Genomic DNA, 20333 nt, shown 5'->3' on the forward strand with positions numbered 1-20333 from the left:
AACGGAACCTTCAATAATAAAGCCTAACGCCCTGTAATTCAACAATTATTGAGCTTATTTAAGGACTTGAAAGACTTCTTTTGCGGCTTCAACCGTTTGATGAATATCCTGATCTGTATGGGCTATAGATACGAAGCCTGCCTCGAATGCTGATGGGCCAAAGTAAAAACCTGACGTTAACATGTGATGGAAGAATTGATTGAAATGTTCTTTATTACTTTTCATGATTTCATCGAAGCTTGTGGGCGCTTCTTCACTAAAATAAATGCCGAACATACCACCTACAGATTGCGCACTGAATTTAACATCTAAATCATGTGCGGCTTTTGTTAAACCATCCACAAGTAATTTGGTTTTTTTCGTTAAGTCCTCGAAGAAATTTGGGGCTTGTACAAGTTTCAGTGTTACAAGTCCTGCTGCAACTGCCACAGGGTTTCCAGACAATGTGCCCGCTTGGTATACCGCACCTATGGGGGCTAAACATTGCATAATATCGCGTCGTCCGCCAAAAGCACCCACAGGTAAGCCACCACCAATCACTTTACCCAGTGTCGTCAAATCAGGCGTAATGCCATAAAGCGCTTGAGCGCCACCTATATTGACTCTGAAGCCTGTCATCACTTCATCAAAAATGAGTACAGCGCCATGTTTGGTGCATAACTCACGAAGTGTTTTTAAGAATTCCATGTGGGGAATAATGAGATTCATATTGCCTACGACTGGCTCAATAATGACCGTCGCAATCGTGTCGCCTTTTTCTTTAAAGAGCGTTTTTAAGGCTTCGACATCGTTATAAGGTAACGTTAAAGTATGTTTTGCAACATCTTCTGGAACGCCTGCGGAACTTGGTTCTCCAAAGGTTAAGAGTCCTGAACCTGCTTTAACTAATAGCGCATCTGCATGACCGTGATAACACCCTTCGAATTTAACTAAAGTATCTCGCTTGGTAAATCCACGTGCGACACGAATCGCACTCATCGTAGCTTCCGTGCCTGAACTCACGAGTCGCACTTGTTCAATACTGGGAACAAGTTTCACGAGTAATTCCGCCATCTCGAGCTCTCGTTTTGTGGGAGCGCCAAATGACAAACTATCGAAAGAAGCTTCTTGAACTGCTTTTAAAACTTGTGGGTGTGCGTGGCCTAAAATCATAGGGCCCCAAGAATTGATGTAGTCGATATATTCGCGTCCATCTTCATCCCATAATTTGCTACCTAAGCCTTTTTTGAAAAAAATCGGTGTGCCTCCAACCGACTTAAATGCTCGAACGGGAGAATTGACGCCACCTGGAATGACTTTTTGTGAACGTTCAAATAGCGTTTTATTTTGACTCATAACGATTTAATGAAACATCCTTAAAAATGTTTCTGCAGTTTCCTTAATGGTTTTAGCTTCGTAAAGACTGGTAATGACAGCGATCGCGTCGATCCCTGTCTCAATCACATCATGAGCATTATTCACGGTGATGCCCCCAATTGCAACGATAGGAATGTGAATCTCACGCTTTGCTTCTTTTAAAAGCGCTAAAGCAGCTCTCGGAGCATTAGGTTTTGTGGGAGTTGGGAACATTGCCCCAAAAGCAACATAGCTCGCACCCTCTTTTTGGGCCTGTTTTGCACGACTTAATTGGTTATAACATGAGCTTCCAATGATGGCATCTTCGCCTAAAATGTGCCTAACTTCGGCGATATTGTCATCATTTACACCTAAATGAACACCATCTGCCTCCAAATTAAGGCACATCTCCACATCGTCATTCACAATGCATGGCACATCATATTGGCGACAAAGACGTAAAATAGCAGCACATTGCTGCATTTTAACGTCACGATCCTGTATTTTACTGCGATATTGCACCATAAAAGCGCCACCTTCAATGGCTAATTGCGTTTTATGGATAAGTGTATTTAAGTCCGCCATATCTGGAGTGATGGCGTATAAACCTTTAATGATGAATGAATCGCGCATATTCCAATTCATCATCATGAGCCCAAAAGAGTCGATCTGGAATAAATTGGCCCATGCCAGGCTTATACCCATGCTTTAAAGACTGCCAAGTAAAGCGCTGTCCTTCTTGTATCGCCTCTTCTAAGGTGGATCCTAATGCCATACATCCGGCAATTGCTGAAGCCAAAGTACAACCTGAGCCATGATAACTCCCTGCTAATCTTTCCCAGTTATAACTTTTCACTTTGCCGTTCTCATTATATAAAGTGTTAATGACTTCGGTCGTCACTTCATGGGTACCTGTAATTAAAGCCAATTGACAACCCGTATTAAGAAGTCGCTCTGCACATTCATCCAAACTTGCCTCACCAAAATCGTCACCATCTTTAAATGCTAAGCGTCTTGCTTCAATGCTATTTGGTGTAATAAGTGTTGCTTGCGATAGCAACAAGTCTGACATTGCATTAATCATTTCATTGGTGACTAATGCATCACCTCGACCCGAAGCCAATACAGGATCGATGATGAGTGGAATTGTGGGATAGTCCGCCACAATTTCTGCAATCATCGCGATCGTTTCAACACTCCCTAATAAACCCAATTTAAATGCGGAGACTTCCATGTCCTCTAATAAGGTGCGTGCTTGATCATTTACCCAGTCCGCATCAAAAGCCATCATGCTTTCAACGCCTGAAGTATCTTGCACGGTAATGGCTGTAGTGACAGACAAAGGATGACAACCTAAACTGGCTAGCGTTAAAACGTCAGCCTGAAGTCCAGCGCCGCCCGTCGGATCGGTCGCTGAAAATGTCATGACACATGGAGGATTTTTTTTCATGATTTAATGTGTTTTAGAACTTATAGTTTCAGTAGTATTATGAATTAATTAAACGCTCAAAAGTTTAAAGATGAAAATTATTTTCTAAGTTGTGTGTTTTTTATCCTTTGCTACTTTTGCCACATCAAAAATAAATTAAATAATTAATTTAATTCAAAGTTGTTTATAATTTTGCAATAAACTATTTTAAAAGGCCTATTAAAATGAACATCAAATACATTCTAATATTAATTACAGCGATTTTTATATCTGCCTGTAGCTCTATGACATACACAACCAAACAAGAATCATCTGAAAAAAATAAACCGGTAATTCATGAAATTAAATGTGTGACTCTCAGTGGATGTGAAGCAAAAGCTGCTGAATTATGCGCCGATGGGTATAACGTTCTGAGCACATCTGAATCAGTACCATATGTATTAAATAAAATGGAAATTTCATGTAAAACAAAAACACCTCCTGTAGTAGAAAAGAAGGAGGAGTTAGAAAAGAAAGAGGACTCAAAGCTAAATGATGCAATCATCGAAATTGAAAAAGAAATGAAAAAATAAAAATGAAACTTAAATTACATTTTTTTAGTTTCTTTGTACTAATTTTCATTTCTTCATTAGTCATTGCTGCATCAAAAGAAGAAATTGACGCTAAAACTCAGGAAACACTTCAGACTTTTTATAACTTTTCGAGTGCTGGTAAAGTCCTCTCTGATAAAGCCGCTGGTATTTTAATTTTTCCAAGCATTGTGAAAGCTGGTTTCTTTTTTGGTGGTGAATTTGGTGAGGGTGCCTTGATAATTGATGGCAAAGTTTCGGATTATTACAATACAGCCTCTGCATCATTTGGCTATCAATTGGGGGTCCAAGAAAGGTCCCAGGTTATTTTGTTTATGGACAAAACAACGCTAGATAAATTCCGTTCTAGTGATGGATGGGATGCAGGCTTAAATGGCAGTATAGCAATTACAACGCTAGGTGCAGGTAAAGACTTCAGTATTGAAAATATAAAAGAACCGATTATTGCATTTGCATTTTCTCATAAAGGTCTTATGGGCAACATTACGCTCGAAGGCACTAAAATTACAAAAATAAAAAAATAGCTTCTTAAAATTCCAATGGGTCAACATCAACGACCCATTTTACTTTCTGACCTAATTTGTTCTCACGTAAATAAGGCACCCATTCGTCAAGCAATTTTTGTAATGCAACGCGAGAACTTGCTTGTAAGACTAATTGAGCCCGCTCCATGCCCTTTAATCTTTCCATCATAGGTCGCACTGGATTATAAACAGTCACATGGGTACTTAAATTTTGTGCATTGATCATGGCATCATTGAGGAATTGCATCACATGCGTCAATTGATGCGCCTCTCCCTTTAGAAGAACGAGAAATGCAAAAGGACTTAGCTCTGCTAATTCTCTTTCTTTTAAAAGCTCATTCGCAAAATTTTCATAATCATGTGTTTTTAATGCTTCAAATATGGGGTGATTTGGAAATGCAGTTTGTATATAAACTTCGCCTTTTGTCTTTGCGCGTCCTGCACGGCCGCTTACTTGCATCAATTGTGAAAACAAACGCTCACTCGCTCTAAAGTCGGGACTATATAAAGCCTGATCCGTATCCAATACACCAACTAAACTTAAATATGGAAAGTCGTGACCTTTAGATAGCATTTGAGTGCCAATCAAAATATCAATCTCACGATTTTTCATTTTTAAAAATAAATCGTTGAGCGCTTCTTTTGTTTTTGTGGAGTCTCGATCTACTCTTAAAATGCGTGCTTCAGGAAAAAATTCTTTTATTGTTTCTTCAACGCGCTGCGTACCTAATCCGGTTGGATAAAGATCAGTATTGCCGCATGACGGGCATTGCAGTGGCATTTTTTCATCATGGCCACAATGGTGACAACGTAATCGTTTTTGATTTAAATGCACCACTAAGCGGCTGCTGCAACGATGGCAACGGCCTGTCCACTGACATGATGAGCATAAAAGAACCGGTGCGAAGCCTCGCCGATTAATAAAAATAAGGCTCTGTTCTTTTTTGTTTAAACGATCACGAATCGCCTCAACAAGATAAGGTGAGAAACCTTTTGTGACCGTCGACTTCGAAATATCAATACACTTAATTTCAGGGAGTGTTGAATCTAGAACCGCACGCGAAGTTAATTTTAAAAAGCCGAATTTTTTGGCGTCTTTGGTTTTGGTCGCATTAAACCAAGTTTCTAGGGATGGCGTTGCAGTACCCATCACAATGGGAATATTTTCTGATTTTGCCCTAAAGATTGCGACATCCCTTGCGTGATAACGTAAACCTTCTTGTTGCTTAAAGGATGCATCGTGTTCTTCATCAATGATGATAAGAGATAAATGTGGCATGGGTGTAAAAATACTTAAACGTGTCCCAATCACAATTTGAGCCTGGCCCTCTTTAGCAAGTCGCCAATGAGTTAAACGTTCGTTATCTGTTAAGTGACTATGCAGCGTCACAAGCATATATTTTTCAAAACGCGCTCTAAAACGACTCTCAAGTTGCGGTGTTAAATTAATTTCAGGGACGAGCACCAGCACTTGTGCATGTTCTTTTTTTAACGCTTCTTCAATTAAACGAATATAGACTTCGGTTTTGCCGCTTCCTGTAATGCCATAAAGCAACCAAGCTGCAAAAGTTTTATTTGTTTTTGAAATTTCATCGAATGCTTTTTTTTGTTCATCATTCAATGATGGAATAGGCGCTTGTATATAGACTTTATCGTCTAAGGTGATCTCTTCTTTTTCAATCCAACCCATCTCATCCAACGTTTCGATTGATTTTTTCCAAGCGCTACTCATAGAACGAAGACTCGCTTCATCAAGAAGCGTCGCATCAATTAAGGCCATCACAATGCGTTTTAAAGTCGTTTGTCGAGATGGTAATTGATCGACCCCTAGCTCTATAGCCTTGGGCGTTAAACGATATAGATATTTTTTCGCCATCGCCTTTGTATTTATCTTTTTTAATCTAGATGGCACGGCGGACAAAATGGTTTGCCCTAAGGGATAATGATAATACTGACTGCAGAATTGAAAAAGCTTAAAGCTTTGCTCATCAAAAATCACTTCAGGATCTAAACGGATAATAGACTTTAATTTTTTAGATTCAATGGCTGTCGTATCAGAAATACCGACCACGACACCGATCATTTTGCGAGCACCAAAAGGCACCACCACATACTGTCCAATTTGAGTATTGGGTTTATCCGTCCTATAGTCAAACACTCGATCGAGTGGGACATCGAGGGCGACTTTGAGAATATGAAGTGCGTCAGTCATAGTATTAGTTTTTAAGGGGAGTCCATCAATTCTAAGTTAAAATAAACGCTTTAATCCTTACCTATCATTCTAAGACGTGAAATCACATCTTCTACAATTATTGTTGCCCGTCGCACAATCGATATATCCTGAGATTTTAGCGAATTCTATTCAATTAGATCGTCCTAAATCGATCGAACATGGAGATTTTTCAAGCAACTTGGCGATGGCGCTCGCAAAGAGTTTGAAAAAAAATCCGCGTGAATTAGCAGCCCTCATTATTGAAAAGCTACCCGCCTCACCTTTAATTGAAAAAGTTGAAATTGCCGGTGCAGGTTTTATAAATTTCTATTTAAGTCATAAAGCACGTACCTTCATTATCCATGAGATTTTAAAAAGTCCGGATAGCTTCGGACAAAATACTTCGGGGCACAATGAAAAAGGTGAGTCGCAAAAAGTCCAAATTGAGTTTGTATCAGCCAATCCCACAGGCCCGCTTCATGTAGGCCATGGTCGAGGGGCTGCCATTGGGGACTCATTGGCTAGACTTCTAAAATTTAATGGCTGGGATGTGACGCGCGAATTTTATTATAACGATGCGGGTGCGCAAATTGATAATCTTACAAAATCAGTGCATGCCAGGTGTCACAATATGGATCCCTCGGATCCTGCATTTCCTGAAGATGGTTATCGAGGTGAATATATTGTCGAAATAGCCAATGCTTTTTTGAGCAAAAGTAGCATTGAATGTGAAGGTAAAATGATCCATGCGTCTGGCCTAATGGACGACTTAGAATCTATTCGACAATTCAGTGTCGCTTATTTAAGACATGAACAAGATCAAGATTTAAATGCATTCCAAATTAAGTTTGATGTGTTCACTTTAGAATCTTCTTTCTACCAAAATGGGCACATTGAAAAAGTAGTCGCGTCTCTCATCAAAAATGGTTTTACCTATGAAGAAGACAATGCGCTTTGGTTAAAAACGACAGAGTTTGGTGATGACAAAAATCGTGTTATGAAAAAGTCTGATGGGAGCTACACCTATTTTATTCCTGATGTGGCTTATCACTTCAATAAATGGGAACGTGGATTTAAACGCGTCATCAATGAACAAGGTTCAGACCACCACAGCACAATTACTAGGGTCAGAGCAGGGCTTCAAGCTTTAAAAGCTGGCATTCCTGAAACTTATCCTGAGTATGTGTTGCATCAAATGATCACAGTCATGAAGGGCGGGGAAGAAGTTAAGCTTTCTAAGCGCGCAGGAAATTATGTCACATTGCGCGATTTGATTGATGAAGTCGGTTGCGATGCCACACGCTACTTCTTAGTTGCTCGTAAACCTGATTCACAACTCGTCTTTGATATTGATTTAGCTAAAACACAAAATTCGGATAACCCTGTCTATTACATTCAATATGCGCATGCCCGTATTGCAGGCGTTTTAAGACAATGGGGTGGAGATATCAATCAATTAAATCACGTTAATATTGATGATCTTAAATCGACACAAGAACTGATCCTTATTAAACGCTTAAACGAATTTCCAGAAATAGTTTTACATGCCGGTGTTGAATTAGCACCACATACGATTGCAACTTATTTAAAAGACTGTGCGGCCGATCTTCATAGCTATTATAATGACACTAAGTTTTTGGTTGAGAATGAAAATGAAAAGTTAGCGCGCTTAAGTCTCATCCGTGCCACACAAATTGTATTAAAAAATGGTCTATATCTTCTCGGTGTCAACGCTCCGGAAAATATGTAGCTTAAAAGGTAAATATGGAAAAAGGTAAATCAGGTAGCTCTTTTATGAACGGCCTTTTTATGGGCATTCTTGTAGGTATTGGCTTATCTATTGGTATTACCGTTTTTATTACTAATGGTAAAAGTCCTTATGCAAGTAAAGATACGAACGGAGCCTGTATTGAAATTCAGGGCGCTAAACCTGAGGGAGAAAACTCAGCAGATAATGCTATCCAAGATCAACCGACTAAATTTGATTTTTATAATATCCTGCCTAATAACGATAAAGATATCTCAGATCGAGAAGCAACACAGGCTTTAAAAAATCCAGCTAGCATTCCACAAAAAGAAGTGTACTTTTATCAAGTAGGTTCATTTAATACAGATAAAGACGCTGATAATACGAAAGCAAAATTGGCACTTTTAGGATTTGAAGCGGTCGTACTTACAGCGCCTTCACAAAATAATGAAGTAGTCCATAAAGTACGAGTAGGTCCTTTGACAGATGATGCACAAATTATGAAAACAAAAAACGATCTCGTTAAAAATGGCTTTAAACCTATTTTAGTGAGGGCAACACTTAACAATACGAATACAAATAATTAAGGATATTTTATGAAAAAAATCTTAATCACTTTTTTAATGCTTTTTAGTTCACTTTCGTTTGCGATAGAACCTCAAGTGGGAGTCAATTTTGATAAAACAGTACAAGTGGTCCCCACAGATAACAAAGATAAAATTGAAATCACGGAACTCTTTTGGTACGGATGTATTCATTGCTACCAAATGGATCCCATGTTGAGTGACTGGGTAAAAAAATTACCTAAAGATATTTACTTTAAACGTATGCCTGCTATTCCTCGTCCTGATTGGGCGCCGATGGCACGAGCCTTTTACGCCATGGAAACATTAGGTGTAGCTGACAAGCTACACCTAGCTATATTTGATGCAGTTCATAAGGACCGCACACTTAACCCAAGTGACGAAAAAGCGATTCTTCAGTGGGTCACATTAAAATCAGGACTTGATCGTAAAAAAGTAGAGGATGCTTTTAACTCGTTCTCTATGAATGCTTCCTTAAATAAAGCTGCTCAAGTTTTTAGAGCATCAGGTGCTACCGGTGTGCCTACACTCATGATTGATGGTAAATACATTACTTCAAGTACGATGGCAGGTGGCAATAGTGAAGCGCTTCAGATCGCTGATTTCATCATCAACAATGTCAGAAAAGATCGCAATAAAAAATAAAGCTTTAAAAGTTTTTATCACCGGTGCCACAAGTGGTATCGGTGAATCATTAGCTAATCAGTATGCGAAAGAGGGTGCCATCCTAGGATTAGTGGGGCGTCGGCTAGAGCTTCTTAAAAAAATAAAAGCAAAGATTCATGTGCCTTGTGAAATTTATGCAGTGGATGTCTCAGATCAAAAAGGTCTTCAAAAAGCTGCAAATCATTTCATTAAAAAATATGGTTCTCCTGATATTGTGATTGCCAATGCAGGGGTGAGTACTGGGACACTTGCGGGTGAAAAAGAAGATCTTCATACATTTAAGCGTGTCATTGAGATTAATTTATTTGGTGTGATTCACACATTCCTTCCTTTTATTAAGGTTTTTAAAAAACAGAAATCAGGACAACTCGTAGGGATCGCAAGTGTGGCTGGTATTAGAGGCTTACCTGGTTCGGGCGCTTATAGCACTTCAAAAGCGGCTCTCATTAATTATCTAGAAAGTTTACGTATTGAGATGAAGCCTTTTGGTATTCATGTGACAACCATTGCACCAGGCTACATTCATACGCCTATGACAAAACATAATCGCTATACCATGCCTTTTATTTTAGATGCAGACGTGGCGGTGAGTCGCTTTATCAAAGCCATTCAAAATAAAAAAAGCTTTGTGATCATTCCTTGGCAAATGAAAATCGTCGGCATTATCATGAAATTTCTTCCCACGTCCGTTTGGGACTTTTTAGCTAAGGGAGGACCTAAAAAAATTAGGAAAACGATTCAATAGTTGTCCATATCACGTATATCCATTAAACGTAAAATAAATTAAAATGCTACTTATTTACTACATTTTTAATTTATGTCAAACCTAGAATACAACGGTCAAGTGCTTACAAACACGCGTCGCGAACTAAAACTTAAAATAGATGATATCGCAACAGAATTATGTTTATCTGTGCAACAAGTTCAGGCGATCGAGAGCAATCGTGGTACTTTTTTTCATTCAAATAAATTAAAACAAGCAGTCATCAAGCGTTATTGTCGGTTTCTTAACATCGATATAAATGCTGTTATTACTCAATATGAAATAGATACAACTGATAATAATTTTCAAAGAGCTAAAAAGGATAGTTTAGGTAAAAGCTTTAAAAAATATCTTTATATTTTTATGGCAGCATTTATAACAACGCTCGCCTGGAAGTTCTTTGCATAATGCTACAAATGTTAAAGGCAATATTTTTCCGATTTAGGACTAGGCATTTTAAATTTATAGAATTCAGAAAGTCATTGCGTTTTAATACCTCTGGTTACTATCCCTATCAAATTATGGGAATTGGTGAGAGTTTTTTAATTGATAATGCAAATATAGAGGCAATTCATAAAAAACATATAACGATTAATAAAGAGTTAGGTAAAACTTTTTTAGCTAAAATAGAAGCTGATAGTGTCCGAATAACCCGTATTAAATAATAAGGAAAACAAAATGGAATTTGATCAAAAAGAAGAAACGCCTTTTAATATCCCTGAGAAAAAGAAAACAAACAAAAAAACATTAGCGATTTATATTGGCGCGGGATTGATTACGATAAGCTCACTCATTTACGGTTATGCAAGTTATCAGGCGACTTATTTTAAAGATTTAGAAATTAAAAATCTTAAGGCGCAATTAGATGATGCAAGCACTAAATTACAGCGCATTGATATTCTTGAGAATCAAGTCAAAGAACTGGAAGCATCGTTAGTTGCTAAAAGTACTGCTAAACCGTCAGCAATCAAGAAAACAAAGATATTGTCTAAAAAAGAAACTAAAAAAGTAGCTCCTTCGAAAAAGGCGGCTAAGAAAACAAAACCATCTAAAGCTAAAGAAAAGAAGCCGATTAAAAAAGTAAGTTAATCAGTGAAGTTTTTTCTTAATTAATTAGGGGAACACACCTAAGCCCTCTGCAACCCCCACAAATACTGTAAAATATTACTTTCTGGGGGATTAGCTCAGTTGGTATAGCGGCGGACTCTTAAGTATTATGTAATTAAGGATTGTTATGAAGGTTAATGGTGAAGATTTTCAGACAATATGGCTTGATTCAACTGAATCTATAATTCATATTATTGATCAAACGAAGTTACCTCATCATTTCACGACCAAACCCCTTCATTCTCTCGATGAAGTTATCAATGCAATTAAAATTATGGAAGTTCGCGGCGCTCCCTTAATAGGCGTTACCGCAGCATTTGGTATTGCATTCGCTATGAAGAATAATTCTTCAGATGATTCATTGAAAGATGCGTCATCGCGTCTTTTTCAGTCAAGGCCTACCGCTGTTAATCTTCAATGGGCACTCAATCGAATGAATAAAGAACTGATGCCAATCACTTCTGAAAAACGTTTTGAAGCGGCATGGTCTTTATGTCAAACAATATTAGATGAAGACATTAAAACAAATCAATCCATTGGAAAACACGGACTTGATCTTATTGAAAATAATTTCAATAAAAAAACACTGCAAATATTAACGCATTGCAATGCAGGATGGCTTGCAACCGTTGATTATGGCACGGCCCTAAGCCCTCTTTATTATGCATATAATAAAGGAATTGATTTTCATGTGTGGGTTGATGAAACAAGACCACGCAATCAAGGTGCGCATTTAACAGCTTGGGAATTAGGACAACACAAGATTCCCCATACTTTAATTAGCGATAATGCTGGTGGACATTTAATGCAAAAAGGTGAAGTAGATTTTGTGATTGTAGGTGCTGATCGCATTTCTATGCACGGTGATGTATGTAATAAAATTGGTACCTATTTAAAAGCCGTTGCCGCTTTTGAAAATAACATTCCATTTTATGTGGCAGCACCTAAATCTACTATCGATAGGGATGCTACAAAAAACTTTTTTGATATCCCCATAGAATCAAGACATGAAGAAGAAGTTTTAATGATGCAAGGATTAAATAGCAATAATGAATTAACTAATATTCAAATAGCACCAAAAGGCACACGTGCGTTTAATCCAGCGTTTGATATTACCCCTCATAAATACGTCACTAAAATTATTACGGAAGATGGTGTTTATTCGCCGCAAGAATTAAAATCTATTTACTCATGAAAACCTCACAACAACAATTGCTTGAATTAGCATTGCACCTTCAAACATCAGGCTTAAATGAAGGCTCTTCTGGAAACTGCAGTATTCGAGATCGTGATGGATTTTATATCACTCCTTCAGGACTTAATCCTGAAGCAATGTCTATCGATGACATGGTATTTATGGATTTTAAGGGAACGATGCAATCTGCACAAAAACCTAAACGCGAACCATCAAGTGAATGGCGTTTTCATCATGACATTCTAAAGTCTCGCAAGGATATGAATGTGGTGATTCATACACATTCAACTTTTGCCACAACGCTCAGTCTTTTTAGAAAAGATATTCCTGCGTTTCATTATATGATCGCTGTGGCTGGAGGTAATTCAATTCGATGCAGCCCTTATCAGCTCTTTGGCACTCAAGCACTCTCTGATGCAGCCCTTAAAGCATTAATTGAACGTAAGGCTTGTTTGCTTGCTAATCATGGAATGATTGTTATAGGTCGAGATATTGAAGAGGCATTAAATATTACACATGAAGTTGAAAGGCTTTGCGAGCAATACAGTTATGCTCTTCAAATTGGTTCCCCTGTCATTCTGTCTGATAAAGAAATGAATGAAGTTATCGAACGATTTAAATCCTACGGAAACTGGGATAAGCAATAGCTATAACCGTCAAAAGTTTTGATTCTTCTTTAATCTAGGAGTAGATTAAAAAAATTTAATTGGAATATAGGATTATGAAAAAACTATTTATTGATAGCGATAAAAGAAAAAAACCTCTCAAAGTGGGTGGATTTGATATCACAGTTCTTGCGTCAACTCACGATACGATGGGATATGAGATTTTTGTTCAAAAAGGCCAGGAAGGTAAAGGCCCTGGACCCCACTTCCATCCATGGGATGAAACTTTTTATATATTAAATGGCAAACTGCATTGCGGTATAGATGAAGATGAATTTGTAGCTCTTCCCGGTACCCTTGTTCATATTCCGGGAGGTAAGACGCATTGGTTTAAATTTGGTGTAGGTGGGGCTGAATTTTTAGCTATCACTTCAAAAGGCAATGCTTCAGAGATGTTCACCGAATTTGATAAAGGAATTAACTGGGCTAATCCAGATAAAAATAAATTAGTTGAATTAGCAGCGCAATATAATCAGACTGTCATTACAAATAAATGAAGCGTTTAATTTAAATTTATATACCAATTAGAGATTGAATTTTTTGATCCTGAAATTTTTTACGTTCATTTTCTGCTTGAGATGATGAATCAGTAATTGAAAATATGTAAGTCATAAAAAAAGTAACTGTCATTGAAAATAAAGCAGGATATTTATAAGGGAAAAAAGGTTCTGGAAAATGCAACATATCAACCCATACTGTTGAACTAAAAATCACAAGCAGAATGGCAGTTATTAATCCTAAACCTCCACCAATAATCGCTCCTCTTGATGTTAAATTCTTCCAGTAAATTGAAAGTAATAACACAGGAAAATTTGTACTTGCGGCGATTGCAAAAGCAAGACCGACCATAAATGCTACATTTTGATTCTGAAAAAGAATTCCTAGTAATATGGCCAATAAGCCTAAAATTAATGAGGCAATTTTTGATACTCTCATTTCTTTTTTTTCATCTAATGTTTTTTTTGAAACAAAAAGTGGGAACAAATCATGAGAAATAGCAGACGCTCCAGCCAATGTTAGGCCAGAAACTACAGCTAAAATAGTAGCGAATGCCACAGCTGAAATGAAACCCAGAAGCATACTGCCACCAACAGCATGTGACAAATGGACAGCAGCCATATTAATGTCTCCTATTAACTTACCATCTTCAGTCATATAAGTTGGATTATTTGTAAGAAAAATGATTGCTCCAAATCCAATAATAAATGTAAGAATGTAAAAATATGCCATAAAACTTGTGGCGTAGATGACAGACTTCCTTGCATCTTTTGCATTTTTTACTGTGAAAAAACGCATCAGTATATGTGGCAGTCCAGCTGTTCCGAATAAAAGCGCAAGTCCTAAAGATATAGCAGAAATAGGGTCAGTAATAAGCCCACCTGGGCCCATAATTGCAATTTTTTTTGGGTGCAATTGAATTGCTTGATTAAAAAATGCTGTTAAATCAAAGTGAAAATTAAATAATACTAGAAATGCAATTATAGAAGCCCCTAATAAAAGTAAGATTGCTTTTATAATTTGCACCCAGGTTGTGGCGAGCATTCCACCAAAAGTTACATATAGCACCATCATTGAACCCACAATTATTACTGAAAAATTGTAGGGTATGCGAAATAACATCTCTATTAATTTTCCAGCCCCCACCATCTGAGCGATTAAATAAAAAATAATTGTGGTAAGAGCACCGCATGAAGCTAAAATACGTATAGGTTTTTGTTTGAGTCGAAAAGATACACAATCTGCAAAGGTATACTTTCCAAGATTACGAAGTGGCTCTGCTATTAAAAGTAAGACTATCGGCCATCCGACCAGGAAGCCAATGGAATAAATTAATCCATCGAAACCAGCGCTAAATACCAATCCTGAGATACCGAGAAAGGAAGCGGCTGACATAAAATCTCCAGAAATTGCTAATCCATTCTGCAGTCCAGTTATATTTCCACCTGCCGCATAAAAAGTCTTTAAATTTGATGTACGTCTGGCGGCCCAAAAGGTCACTATCAATGTGAGTGATATAAAAATAAAAAACATAAATATAGCCATAGTTTATTTTTGCGATTTCTTAATTAAATAATTTTTATTGGGCTTTCTTAGCTGATTAATAAGAGGTTCAATCAATTTGTTAGTCAAAACTGCATATAACGCCGTCACAAATAAGATAATGAAAATTAAACCTAATCCCAGAACTAAGCCTAAAGAAATAACAGAAGTTCCAAGTGATTGTGAAAGAACTTGTGGCATATATGCGATTAATAATATAAACCCCATGTATGTAGAAATAGTAACAATTAATAAGGGAAGTTTTATATATAAACTTCTCCGAATAAGTTTTCTATAAACAGTCTGTTTTGTAATGTCCATCAATGACAAATAGCTTACTTTCTTAAATTAAGTCTTATCAACCAGTTGTGTTATATACCAGATTTGTGTTGTACCTTTAACGCCTTGCTCAGACATTATGTTCTTTAGATCTTCCGAAAAAAAGCCACTGCTAAGAGTGGCTTTCTATGAAACTAATAAAATATAGGCTTTACTCAGCGTCCTTGAAAACAGCTATAGCACCTATTAACTTACCATCTTTATCAGTAAGTGGTGCTACCTTTGAATCAACTAGCTTACCAAATAACATTAACCTACCGTTATAAGATTTTTTCTTAAGCAATGCCTTGTATCCTGGATAGTTCCGATCCATCTTAGTATTGATTGCAGGATTACCATTTTCATCGATCAAGGTGGTATCAGTACGAATAAAATCTTGGCCGTCAAAAGAAAATATAGAGCTGCCTAATTCTGCAAAACTTAATGTGGAAAAACAAAACAAACAGATAAAGATAATTTTTTTCATGATATTTACCTTAATATATAGAATACAAAAAAGCCACTACAAAGAGTGGCTTTTTTATTTTTTACCTAATTTACTTTCCACCCCATGTAAGCGAATTAAAAATTGTTGTAGATGATGCTTTTGTCACCTTACACTTTTTTAGCCACGCATCAAATTTGGGCCAATCTTTCCAGTCAGGTGTTCTAGCAAAGTGATCTTCAACACCAGCAGGCGATTCATAAATTTCAGATAAGATAAAAACCTTTTTTCCAGTAGTTTTTGATTTCAGATCTGTTGGATTTGAGAGTTCATCCATTTCTGAAACATCATAACTTAAGAGTGCTTTTGGTCCAGAGCGGCTGTGTGTAGACTTCATCCATGTTGCATGTGAAAGAAATAATTGTTTACCTTCCTGCGATAAACTTCCAGGAGCTACGATTGTGAAAGTCAGCTTGGTTTTACCCATAGTATCTTGCTCACCAGCGAAAACTTGGTTCGTAAATGATATGAATAACAAAAACAATAAACTAGTAATTCTTTTCATTTAAATCTCCTTTTTTGATTATTAAATGTAGTATAAATTTTATAAACTAACCCTGAGCACGTTAAGCTGAGGCTATAAATTACTATATACCTATAGTTTTGCATGTCTACAATAATTAGCATTATTTTGACGCTTTACAACACACCCCTATTCCACCCAGGCCAAAAAGCCCACACCTACCCCCTCTACAACGCCCACAATTACTATAAAATATCACTTTCTGGGGGATTAGCTCAGCTGGTAGAGCAGCGGACTCTTAATCCTGTAAATTTAATCAAATTTCAAAAAGAACCTTATGACAATACATGCACTTTATAGTCCATATAATTTAGGCAATTTAACTCTCAATAATCGTTGCGTTATGGCACCATTAACGCGGAATCGTGCTAATGCAGACCGTGAACCTATAGATATGAACGTCACTTATTATGAACAACGTGCAAGTGCTGGTTTAATCATTGCGGAAGCCACACAAATTTGCCCTGAGGGTCAAGGCTATATTTCAACACCTGGTATTTATTCTGAAGGGCAGATTCAAGGCTGGAAAAAAATTACCAACGCCGTACATCAAAAGAATGGGAAGATTTGTTTACAACTTTGGCATGTCGGTCGTATTTCACATAGCGAACTATTACCGAATAACATTGCACCTCAAGCACCTTCAGCGATTAGGGCCAAAGCAAAAACATTTAATAGTAAAGGTTTAGTCGATGTATCAGATCCTAAAGCGTTAGAGGTTAATGAAATTAAATCTTTAACAAAAAAATATGTAGAAGCTGCTTTAAATGCAAAAAAAGCTGGGTTCGATATGATTGAAGTGCATGCGGCAAATGGATATCTGATTGATCAATTTTTAAGAGATAAAACAAATCATCGAACTGATGAATTTGGTGGCTCGATCGAAAATCGTGCGCGCTTTTTGTTAGAAGTGATCGATGAAATTATTAAGGTATATCCAGCCAATTTAATTGGTTGTCGAATTTCACCTGCATCCACATTTAATGACATTGATGATTCAGATCCACAAAGCTTATATAGCTATGTCGTGTCTGAATTAGGTAAACGAAAAATTGCTTATCTCCATATCATTGAAGGTGAAACAGGTGGGCCTCGAGATGCCAATCCGAAAGTTAATTTTGCTGAGTTGAAAAAATTATTTAAATCTCATGGTGGCATGAATATCATGACAAACAATGGTTATCACAAAGCCATGGCTGAAAGTGCGATTGATAATAACGAAGCTGATCTTATTGCTTTTGGTGTGCCTTTTCTTGCAAATCCAGATTTAGTTAATCGGTTGGAGAATAATTATCCGCTTAATAAGCCTGATCAAAAAACATTTTACGGTGGCACAGAAAAAGGTTATACCGATTACCCTTTTTATAGCAGTTAGATAATTTTCTTTTTTGTAGGCGTTTTTTCTGAAGATTTTTTAGGGTCGTTACCTAGATGAAGATCGACGCCTTTGACTAAATTTTTAAACTCGTCTGTATACGTAATTTTTTTATTTTGGGGTTGTCTGCCGTAAAATGAAATCGCAGAAAAAATTAGGGCATATAAAAGAATCACTGTAGCGACCACTGTAGTCTCAAAAAAGTAATCACGCACTAAAATCAAAACAGGGTCTAACCACAACCAGCCATCTTTCACCTGATACTCAAGATTTTCTACCCAAACCGATTGAATGGTATGCAAATATTCAAATAAAGCCGTCATGATGAACTCCTCTTATATAAATCAAATTATAAGTGAAATCCGCATCCATAAAAGACAAGCCTTAAACAAAAGAGGTAAAATATAGCTTTAAATACAACGAATTATTATGAAAATTACAGTTGTTGGGACAGGGTATGTGGGTTTAGTGGGTGCGGCATGTTTAGCCGAGGTGGGTAATCATGTCTTAGGTCTTGACGTAAACGCAGAAAAAATCCGGATTCTAAAAGAAGGTGGCATTCCTATTCACGAACCAGGACTTTTGGAAATTGTGCGTCGTAATGTTGAAAATGGTCGTCTTTCTTTTACCACTAATATCGAAGAAGCTGTTCACTTCGGTGAAGTGCAATTTATAGCCGTTGGAACACCCCCCGATGAAGATGGGTCTGCTGATCTTCAATACGTGACAGAAGCTGCGCGAAATATTGGTCGCTTTATGACTTCAGAAAAAGTGATTGTGGATAAATCAACTGTACCCATTGGTACGGGAGACAAAGTCAGAGCAGCTGTAACAGAAGAATTAAAAAAAAGAAATGTCGATATACATTACAGTGTTGTTTCTAATCCAGAATTCTTAAAAGAAGGGGCTGCAGTTGAAGATTTTATGCGTCCTGACCGAATTGTCATTGGGACTGAAGATCCAAAAGCGATCGAAGTCATGAAACAAGTTTATGCTCCCTTTCAAAGAAATCACGAAAGACTGGTAGTCACTAACCTAAGAAGCGCTGAACTCATTAAGTATGCAGCTAATTCAATGTTAGCTACACGAATTAGTTTTATGAACGAATTAGCTAATTTAGCTGAAATTGTAGGCGCTGACATCGAGATGGTAAGACAAGGCATTGGTTCTGATCCGCGAATTGGCTATCACTTTTTATATCCAGGTTGTGGTTATGGCGGTTCATGTTTTCCAAAAGATGTGAAGGCTTTAATTAAAACCGCTAAAGATGTGGCTGGTTTCGATTTGAAGTTACTTAAAGCCGTTGAAGAAGTGAATGATCTTCAAAAATTTGTATTGCCTAAAAAAATTAAAAAGCAATTTGGTGAAAGTTTAAAAGGCAAACATTTTGCATTATGGGGCTTAGCATTTAAACCGAACACTGATGATATGCGAGAAGCTTCAAGTCGCGTGCTAATTGATGAATTGATTAAAGTAGGGGCTACTATCACAGCCTACGATCCTGTCGCAATGGATGAAGGAAAACGTATTTTTAAAGATGAAAAAAATATAACTTTTGCTGATACACAAGATGAAGCACTTAAAAATGCAGATGCACTCATCATCGTCACAGAGTGGACGGAATTTCGAAGTCCAGATTTTGCTTTAATTAAAGCCTCACTTAAATCTCCCATGATTTTTGATGGTCGCAATCTTTATGATCCAAAAGCCGTTCGTGCACTTGGATTTAACTACTTTCCTATTGGACGTTAAATGAAAATATTGGTGACGGGTGTAGCCGGTTTTATTGGCATGCATAGCGCCAAAAAACTTCTTGATGATGGTCATGAAATTATTGGTATTGATAATCTGAATGATTATTACGATGTCACTTTAAAAAAAGATCGGCTTAAATTATTAGAAAGTTATAAACATTTTCGTTTTATAAAGATTGATATTAAAGATCAAAAAGATGTACTCGAACTTTTTAAAAAAGAAATGCCTCAACGAGTCCTTCATCTTGCAGCACAAGCAGGTGTGCGTTACTCCATTGAAAATCCATATGTATATATTGATTCCAACATTCAAGGATTTATTAATATTTTAGAAGGTTGTCGCACAATTAAACCTGAACATCTTGTATTTGCAAGCAGCTCGAGTGTATATGGCGGAAATGAGAAGGTGCCTTTCAGCGAACATGATAATGTCGATCATCCAATAAGCCTTTATGCTGCGACAAAAAAAGCTAATGAACTCATGGCACATACTTATAGCCATCTTTATCAAATCTCTACAACAGGTTTACGTTTTTTTACGGTGTATGGTCCATGGGGAAGACCGGATATGTCGCCTATGTTATTTACGAAGGCTATTTTAGCTAATGAGCCTATTCAAGTATTTAATCATGGCGATATGATGCGTGACTTTACTTATATTGATGACGTAACAGAGTCTGTCAAAGAAACATTATTCAAGTCTGCAACACCTAATGCCAATTTTGATGCAAAAAATCCCGATCCAGCTTCAAGTCATGCACCTTATCGTATTTTCAATATCGGCAATAGTCAACCTGTCCCATTGATGCAATTCATCGAAACGCTTGAGGAAGCTTTAGGTAAAAAAGCAATTAAGAAAATGATGGATATGCAGGCAGGGGATGTTAAAGAAACTTCAGCAGATACTTCTGAACTTAATCGGTGGGTCAAATTTAAACCTAACACCTCCATTAAAGAAGGCGTTAAGCGATTTGTTGAATGGTATAAAATCTACTACTAAG

The 20333-nt window shown here is 37.1% G+C and carries 24 protein-coding genes; 15 read left to right on the forward strand and 9 right to left on the reverse strand.

Annotated features, from left to right (window positions below):
* Positions 1-54: 54 nt before the first annotated feature.
* Genes hemL through thiD form a run of 3 tightly spaced genes read right to left on the reverse strand, consistent with a single transcriptional unit; the run spans position 55 to position 2785 of the window.
* On the reverse strand, positions 55-1335 hold the full coding sequence (gene hemL, locus FIT70_RS06650; protein WP_139931328.1) for a glutamate-1-semialdehyde 2,1-aminomutase: 1281 nt from the start codon (positions 1333-1335) through the stop codon (positions 55-57).
* A gap of 6 nt (positions 1336-1341) precedes the next feature.
* A complete protein-coding gene (gene thiE / locus FIT70_RS06655) occupies positions 1342-1968 on the reverse strand; it encodes a thiamine phosphate synthase (protein WP_139931411.1) in 627 nt (208 codons plus the stop codon).
* On the reverse strand, positions 1946-2785 hold the full coding sequence (gene thiD, locus FIT70_RS06660; RefSeq protein ID WP_139874949.1) for a bifunctional hydroxymethylpyrimidine kinase/phosphomethylpyrimidine kinase: 840 nt from the start codon (positions 2783-2785) through the stop codon (positions 1946-1948). The genes thiE and thiD overlap by 23 nt, the downstream gene beginning before the upstream one ends.
* A 203-nt stretch (positions 2786-2988) precedes the next feature.
* Here thiD and FIT70_RS06665 point away from each other — a divergent pair, with 203 nt between their 5' ends.
* Both FIT70_RS06665 and FIT70_RS06670 read left to right on the forward strand, forming a co-directional pair.
* A complete protein-coding gene (locus FIT70_RS06665) occupies positions 2989-3336 on the forward strand; it encodes a hypothetical protein (RefSeq protein ID WP_139870782.1) in 348 nt (115 codons plus the stop codon).
* Between the two features lie 2 nt (positions 3337-3338).
* Entirely contained in the window at positions 3339-3878 is a 540-nt protein-coding gene (locus FIT70_RS06670) for a lipid-binding SYLF domain-containing protein (protein WP_139870783.1), read from the forward strand.
* A gap of 4 nt (positions 3879-3882) precedes the next feature.
* On the opposite strand, the gene FIT70_RS06675 is transcribed toward FIT70_RS06670, so the two are convergent.
* Positions 3883-6090, reverse strand: coding sequence for a primosomal protein N' (locus FIT70_RS06675; protein ID WP_139931330.1), 2208 nt, complete (start codon positions 6088-6090; stop codon positions 3883-3885).
* Between the two features lie 76 nt (positions 6091-6166).
* Here FIT70_RS06675 and argS point away from each other — a divergent pair, with 76 nt between their 5' ends.
* From argS to FIT70_RS06725, 10 genes are all read left to right on the forward strand, one after another.
* Positions 6167-7840, forward strand: a complete 1674-nt coding sequence (gene argS, locus FIT70_RS06680; protein WP_139874953.1) for an arginine--tRNA ligase — start codon at positions 6167-6169, stop codon at positions 7838-7840.
* 14 nt (positions 7841-7854) lie between these two features.
* Positions 7855-8424 carry an SPOR domain-containing protein gene (locus FIT70_RS06685; RefSeq protein WP_139931332.1) on the forward strand — a complete coding sequence of 190 codons (570 nt, stop codon included), beginning with the start codon at positions 7855-7857 and terminating at the stop codon, positions 8422-8424.
* A 9-nt stretch (positions 8425-8433) separates the two neighbouring features.
* Positions 8434-9066, forward strand: coding sequence for a thiol:disulfide interchange protein DsbA/DsbL (locus FIT70_RS06690; protein ID WP_139929250.1), 633 nt, complete (start codon positions 8434-8436; stop codon positions 9064-9066).
* Positions 9038-9832, forward strand: coding sequence for an SDR family oxidoreductase (locus FIT70_RS06695; protein ID WP_139931334.1), 795 nt, complete (start codon positions 9038-9040; stop codon positions 9830-9832). The genes FIT70_RS06690 and FIT70_RS06695 overlap by 29 nt, the downstream gene beginning before the upstream one ends.
* A 72-nt stretch (positions 9833-9904) precedes the next feature.
* The gene (locus FIT70_RS06700) at positions 9905-10258 is read left to right on the forward strand and encodes a helix-turn-helix domain-containing protein (RefSeq protein WP_139931336.1); all 354 of its coding nucleotides are present in this window, start codon (positions 9905-9907) and stop codon (positions 10256-10258) included.
* A complete protein-coding gene (locus tag FIT70_RS06705) occupies positions 10258-10515 on the forward strand; it encodes a hypothetical protein (RefSeq protein WP_139909555.1) in 258 nt (85 codons plus the stop codon). Before FIT70_RS06700 ends, FIT70_RS06705 begins: the two co-directional genes overlap by 1 nt.
* A 13-nt stretch (positions 10516-10528) precedes the next feature.
* Entirely contained in the window at positions 10529-10939 is a 411-nt protein-coding gene (locus tag FIT70_RS06710) for a hypothetical protein (RefSeq protein WP_139874956.1), read from the forward strand.
* Positions 10940-11084: 145 nt separating this feature from the next.
* On the forward strand, positions 11085-12152 hold the full coding sequence (mtnA, locus tag FIT70_RS06715; RefSeq protein WP_139931338.1) for an S-methyl-5-thioribose-1-phosphate isomerase: 1068 nt from the start codon (positions 11085-11087) through the stop codon (positions 12150-12152).
* Complete coding sequence (locus tag FIT70_RS06720; protein WP_139931340.1) at positions 12149-12799, forward strand: class II aldolase/adducin family protein; 651 nt, start codon at positions 12149-12151, stop codon at positions 12797-12799. Before mtnA ends, FIT70_RS06720 begins: the two co-directional genes overlap by 4 nt.
* Before the next feature lie 74 nt (positions 12800-12873).
* Positions 12874-13314 carry a cupin domain-containing protein gene (locus FIT70_RS06725; protein WP_223257733.1) on the forward strand — a complete coding sequence of 147 codons (441 nt, stop codon included), beginning with the start codon at positions 12874-12876 and terminating at the stop codon, positions 13312-13314.
* Positions 13315-13330: 16 nt separating this feature from the next.
* Here the strand turns inward: FIT70_RS06725 and actP are convergent, their stop codons facing one another.
* From actP to FIT70_RS06745, 4 genes are all read right to left on the reverse strand, one after another.
* Positions 13331-14860, reverse strand: coding sequence for a cation/acetate symporter ActP (gene actP / locus FIT70_RS06730; RefSeq protein ID WP_139931341.1), 1530 nt, complete (start codon positions 14858-14860; stop codon positions 13331-13333).
* A gap of 3 nt (positions 14861-14863) precedes the next feature.
* On the reverse strand, positions 14864-15178 hold the full coding sequence (locus tag FIT70_RS06735; protein ID WP_139931342.1) for a DUF485 domain-containing protein: 315 nt from the start codon (positions 15176-15178) through the stop codon (positions 14864-14866).
* Positions 15179-15347: 169 nt separating this feature from the next.
* Complete coding sequence (locus tag FIT70_RS06740) at positions 15348-15662, reverse strand: Cache 3/Cache 2 fusion domain-containing protein (RefSeq protein ID WP_139931344.1); 315 nt, start codon at positions 15660-15662, stop codon at positions 15348-15350.
* A gap of 70 nt (positions 15663-15732) precedes the next feature.
* Complete coding sequence (locus FIT70_RS06745) at positions 15733-16185, reverse strand: hypothetical protein (protein WP_139931346.1); 453 nt, start codon at positions 16183-16185, stop codon at positions 15733-15735.
* Between the two features lie 295 nt (positions 16186-16480).
* Here FIT70_RS06745 and FIT70_RS06750 point away from each other — a divergent pair, with 295 nt between their 5' ends.
* Positions 16481-17578 carry an alkene reductase gene (locus FIT70_RS06750; RefSeq protein WP_139931348.1) on the forward strand — a complete coding sequence of 366 codons (1098 nt, stop codon included), beginning with the start codon at positions 16481-16483 and terminating at the stop codon, positions 17576-17578.
* Here FIT70_RS06750 and FIT70_RS06755 read toward each other — a convergent pair.
* Positions 17575-17901: a hypothetical protein gene (locus tag FIT70_RS06755; RefSeq protein ID WP_139874959.1), complete on the reverse strand. Its 327-nt coding sequence runs from the start codon at positions 17899-17901 to the stop codon at positions 17575-17577. The two genes, FIT70_RS06750 and FIT70_RS06755, sit on opposite strands and share 4 nt — an antisense overlap.
* 106 nt (positions 17902-18007) lie before the next feature.
* On the opposite strand from FIT70_RS06755, the gene FIT70_RS06760 reads away from it, so the two are divergent.
* Together FIT70_RS06760 and FIT70_RS06765 are read left to right on the forward strand one after the other, a co-directional pair.
* Positions 18008-19330: a UDP-glucose dehydrogenase family protein gene (locus tag FIT70_RS06760; RefSeq protein ID WP_139874960.1), complete on the forward strand. Its 1323-nt coding sequence runs from the start codon at positions 18008-18010 to the stop codon at positions 19328-19330.
* On the forward strand, positions 19331-20332 hold the full coding sequence (locus tag FIT70_RS06765) for an NAD-dependent epimerase (protein ID WP_139874962.1): 1002 nt from the start codon (positions 19331-19333) through the stop codon (positions 20330-20332).
* Position 20333 lies beyond the last annotated feature (1 nt).

Source organism: Candidatus Methylopumilus universalis, assembly GCF_006364435.1.
In the GTDB taxonomy this organism is placed as follows: domain Bacteria; phylum Pseudomonadota; class Gammaproteobacteria; order Burkholderiales; family Methylophilaceae; genus Methylopumilus; species Methylopumilus universalis.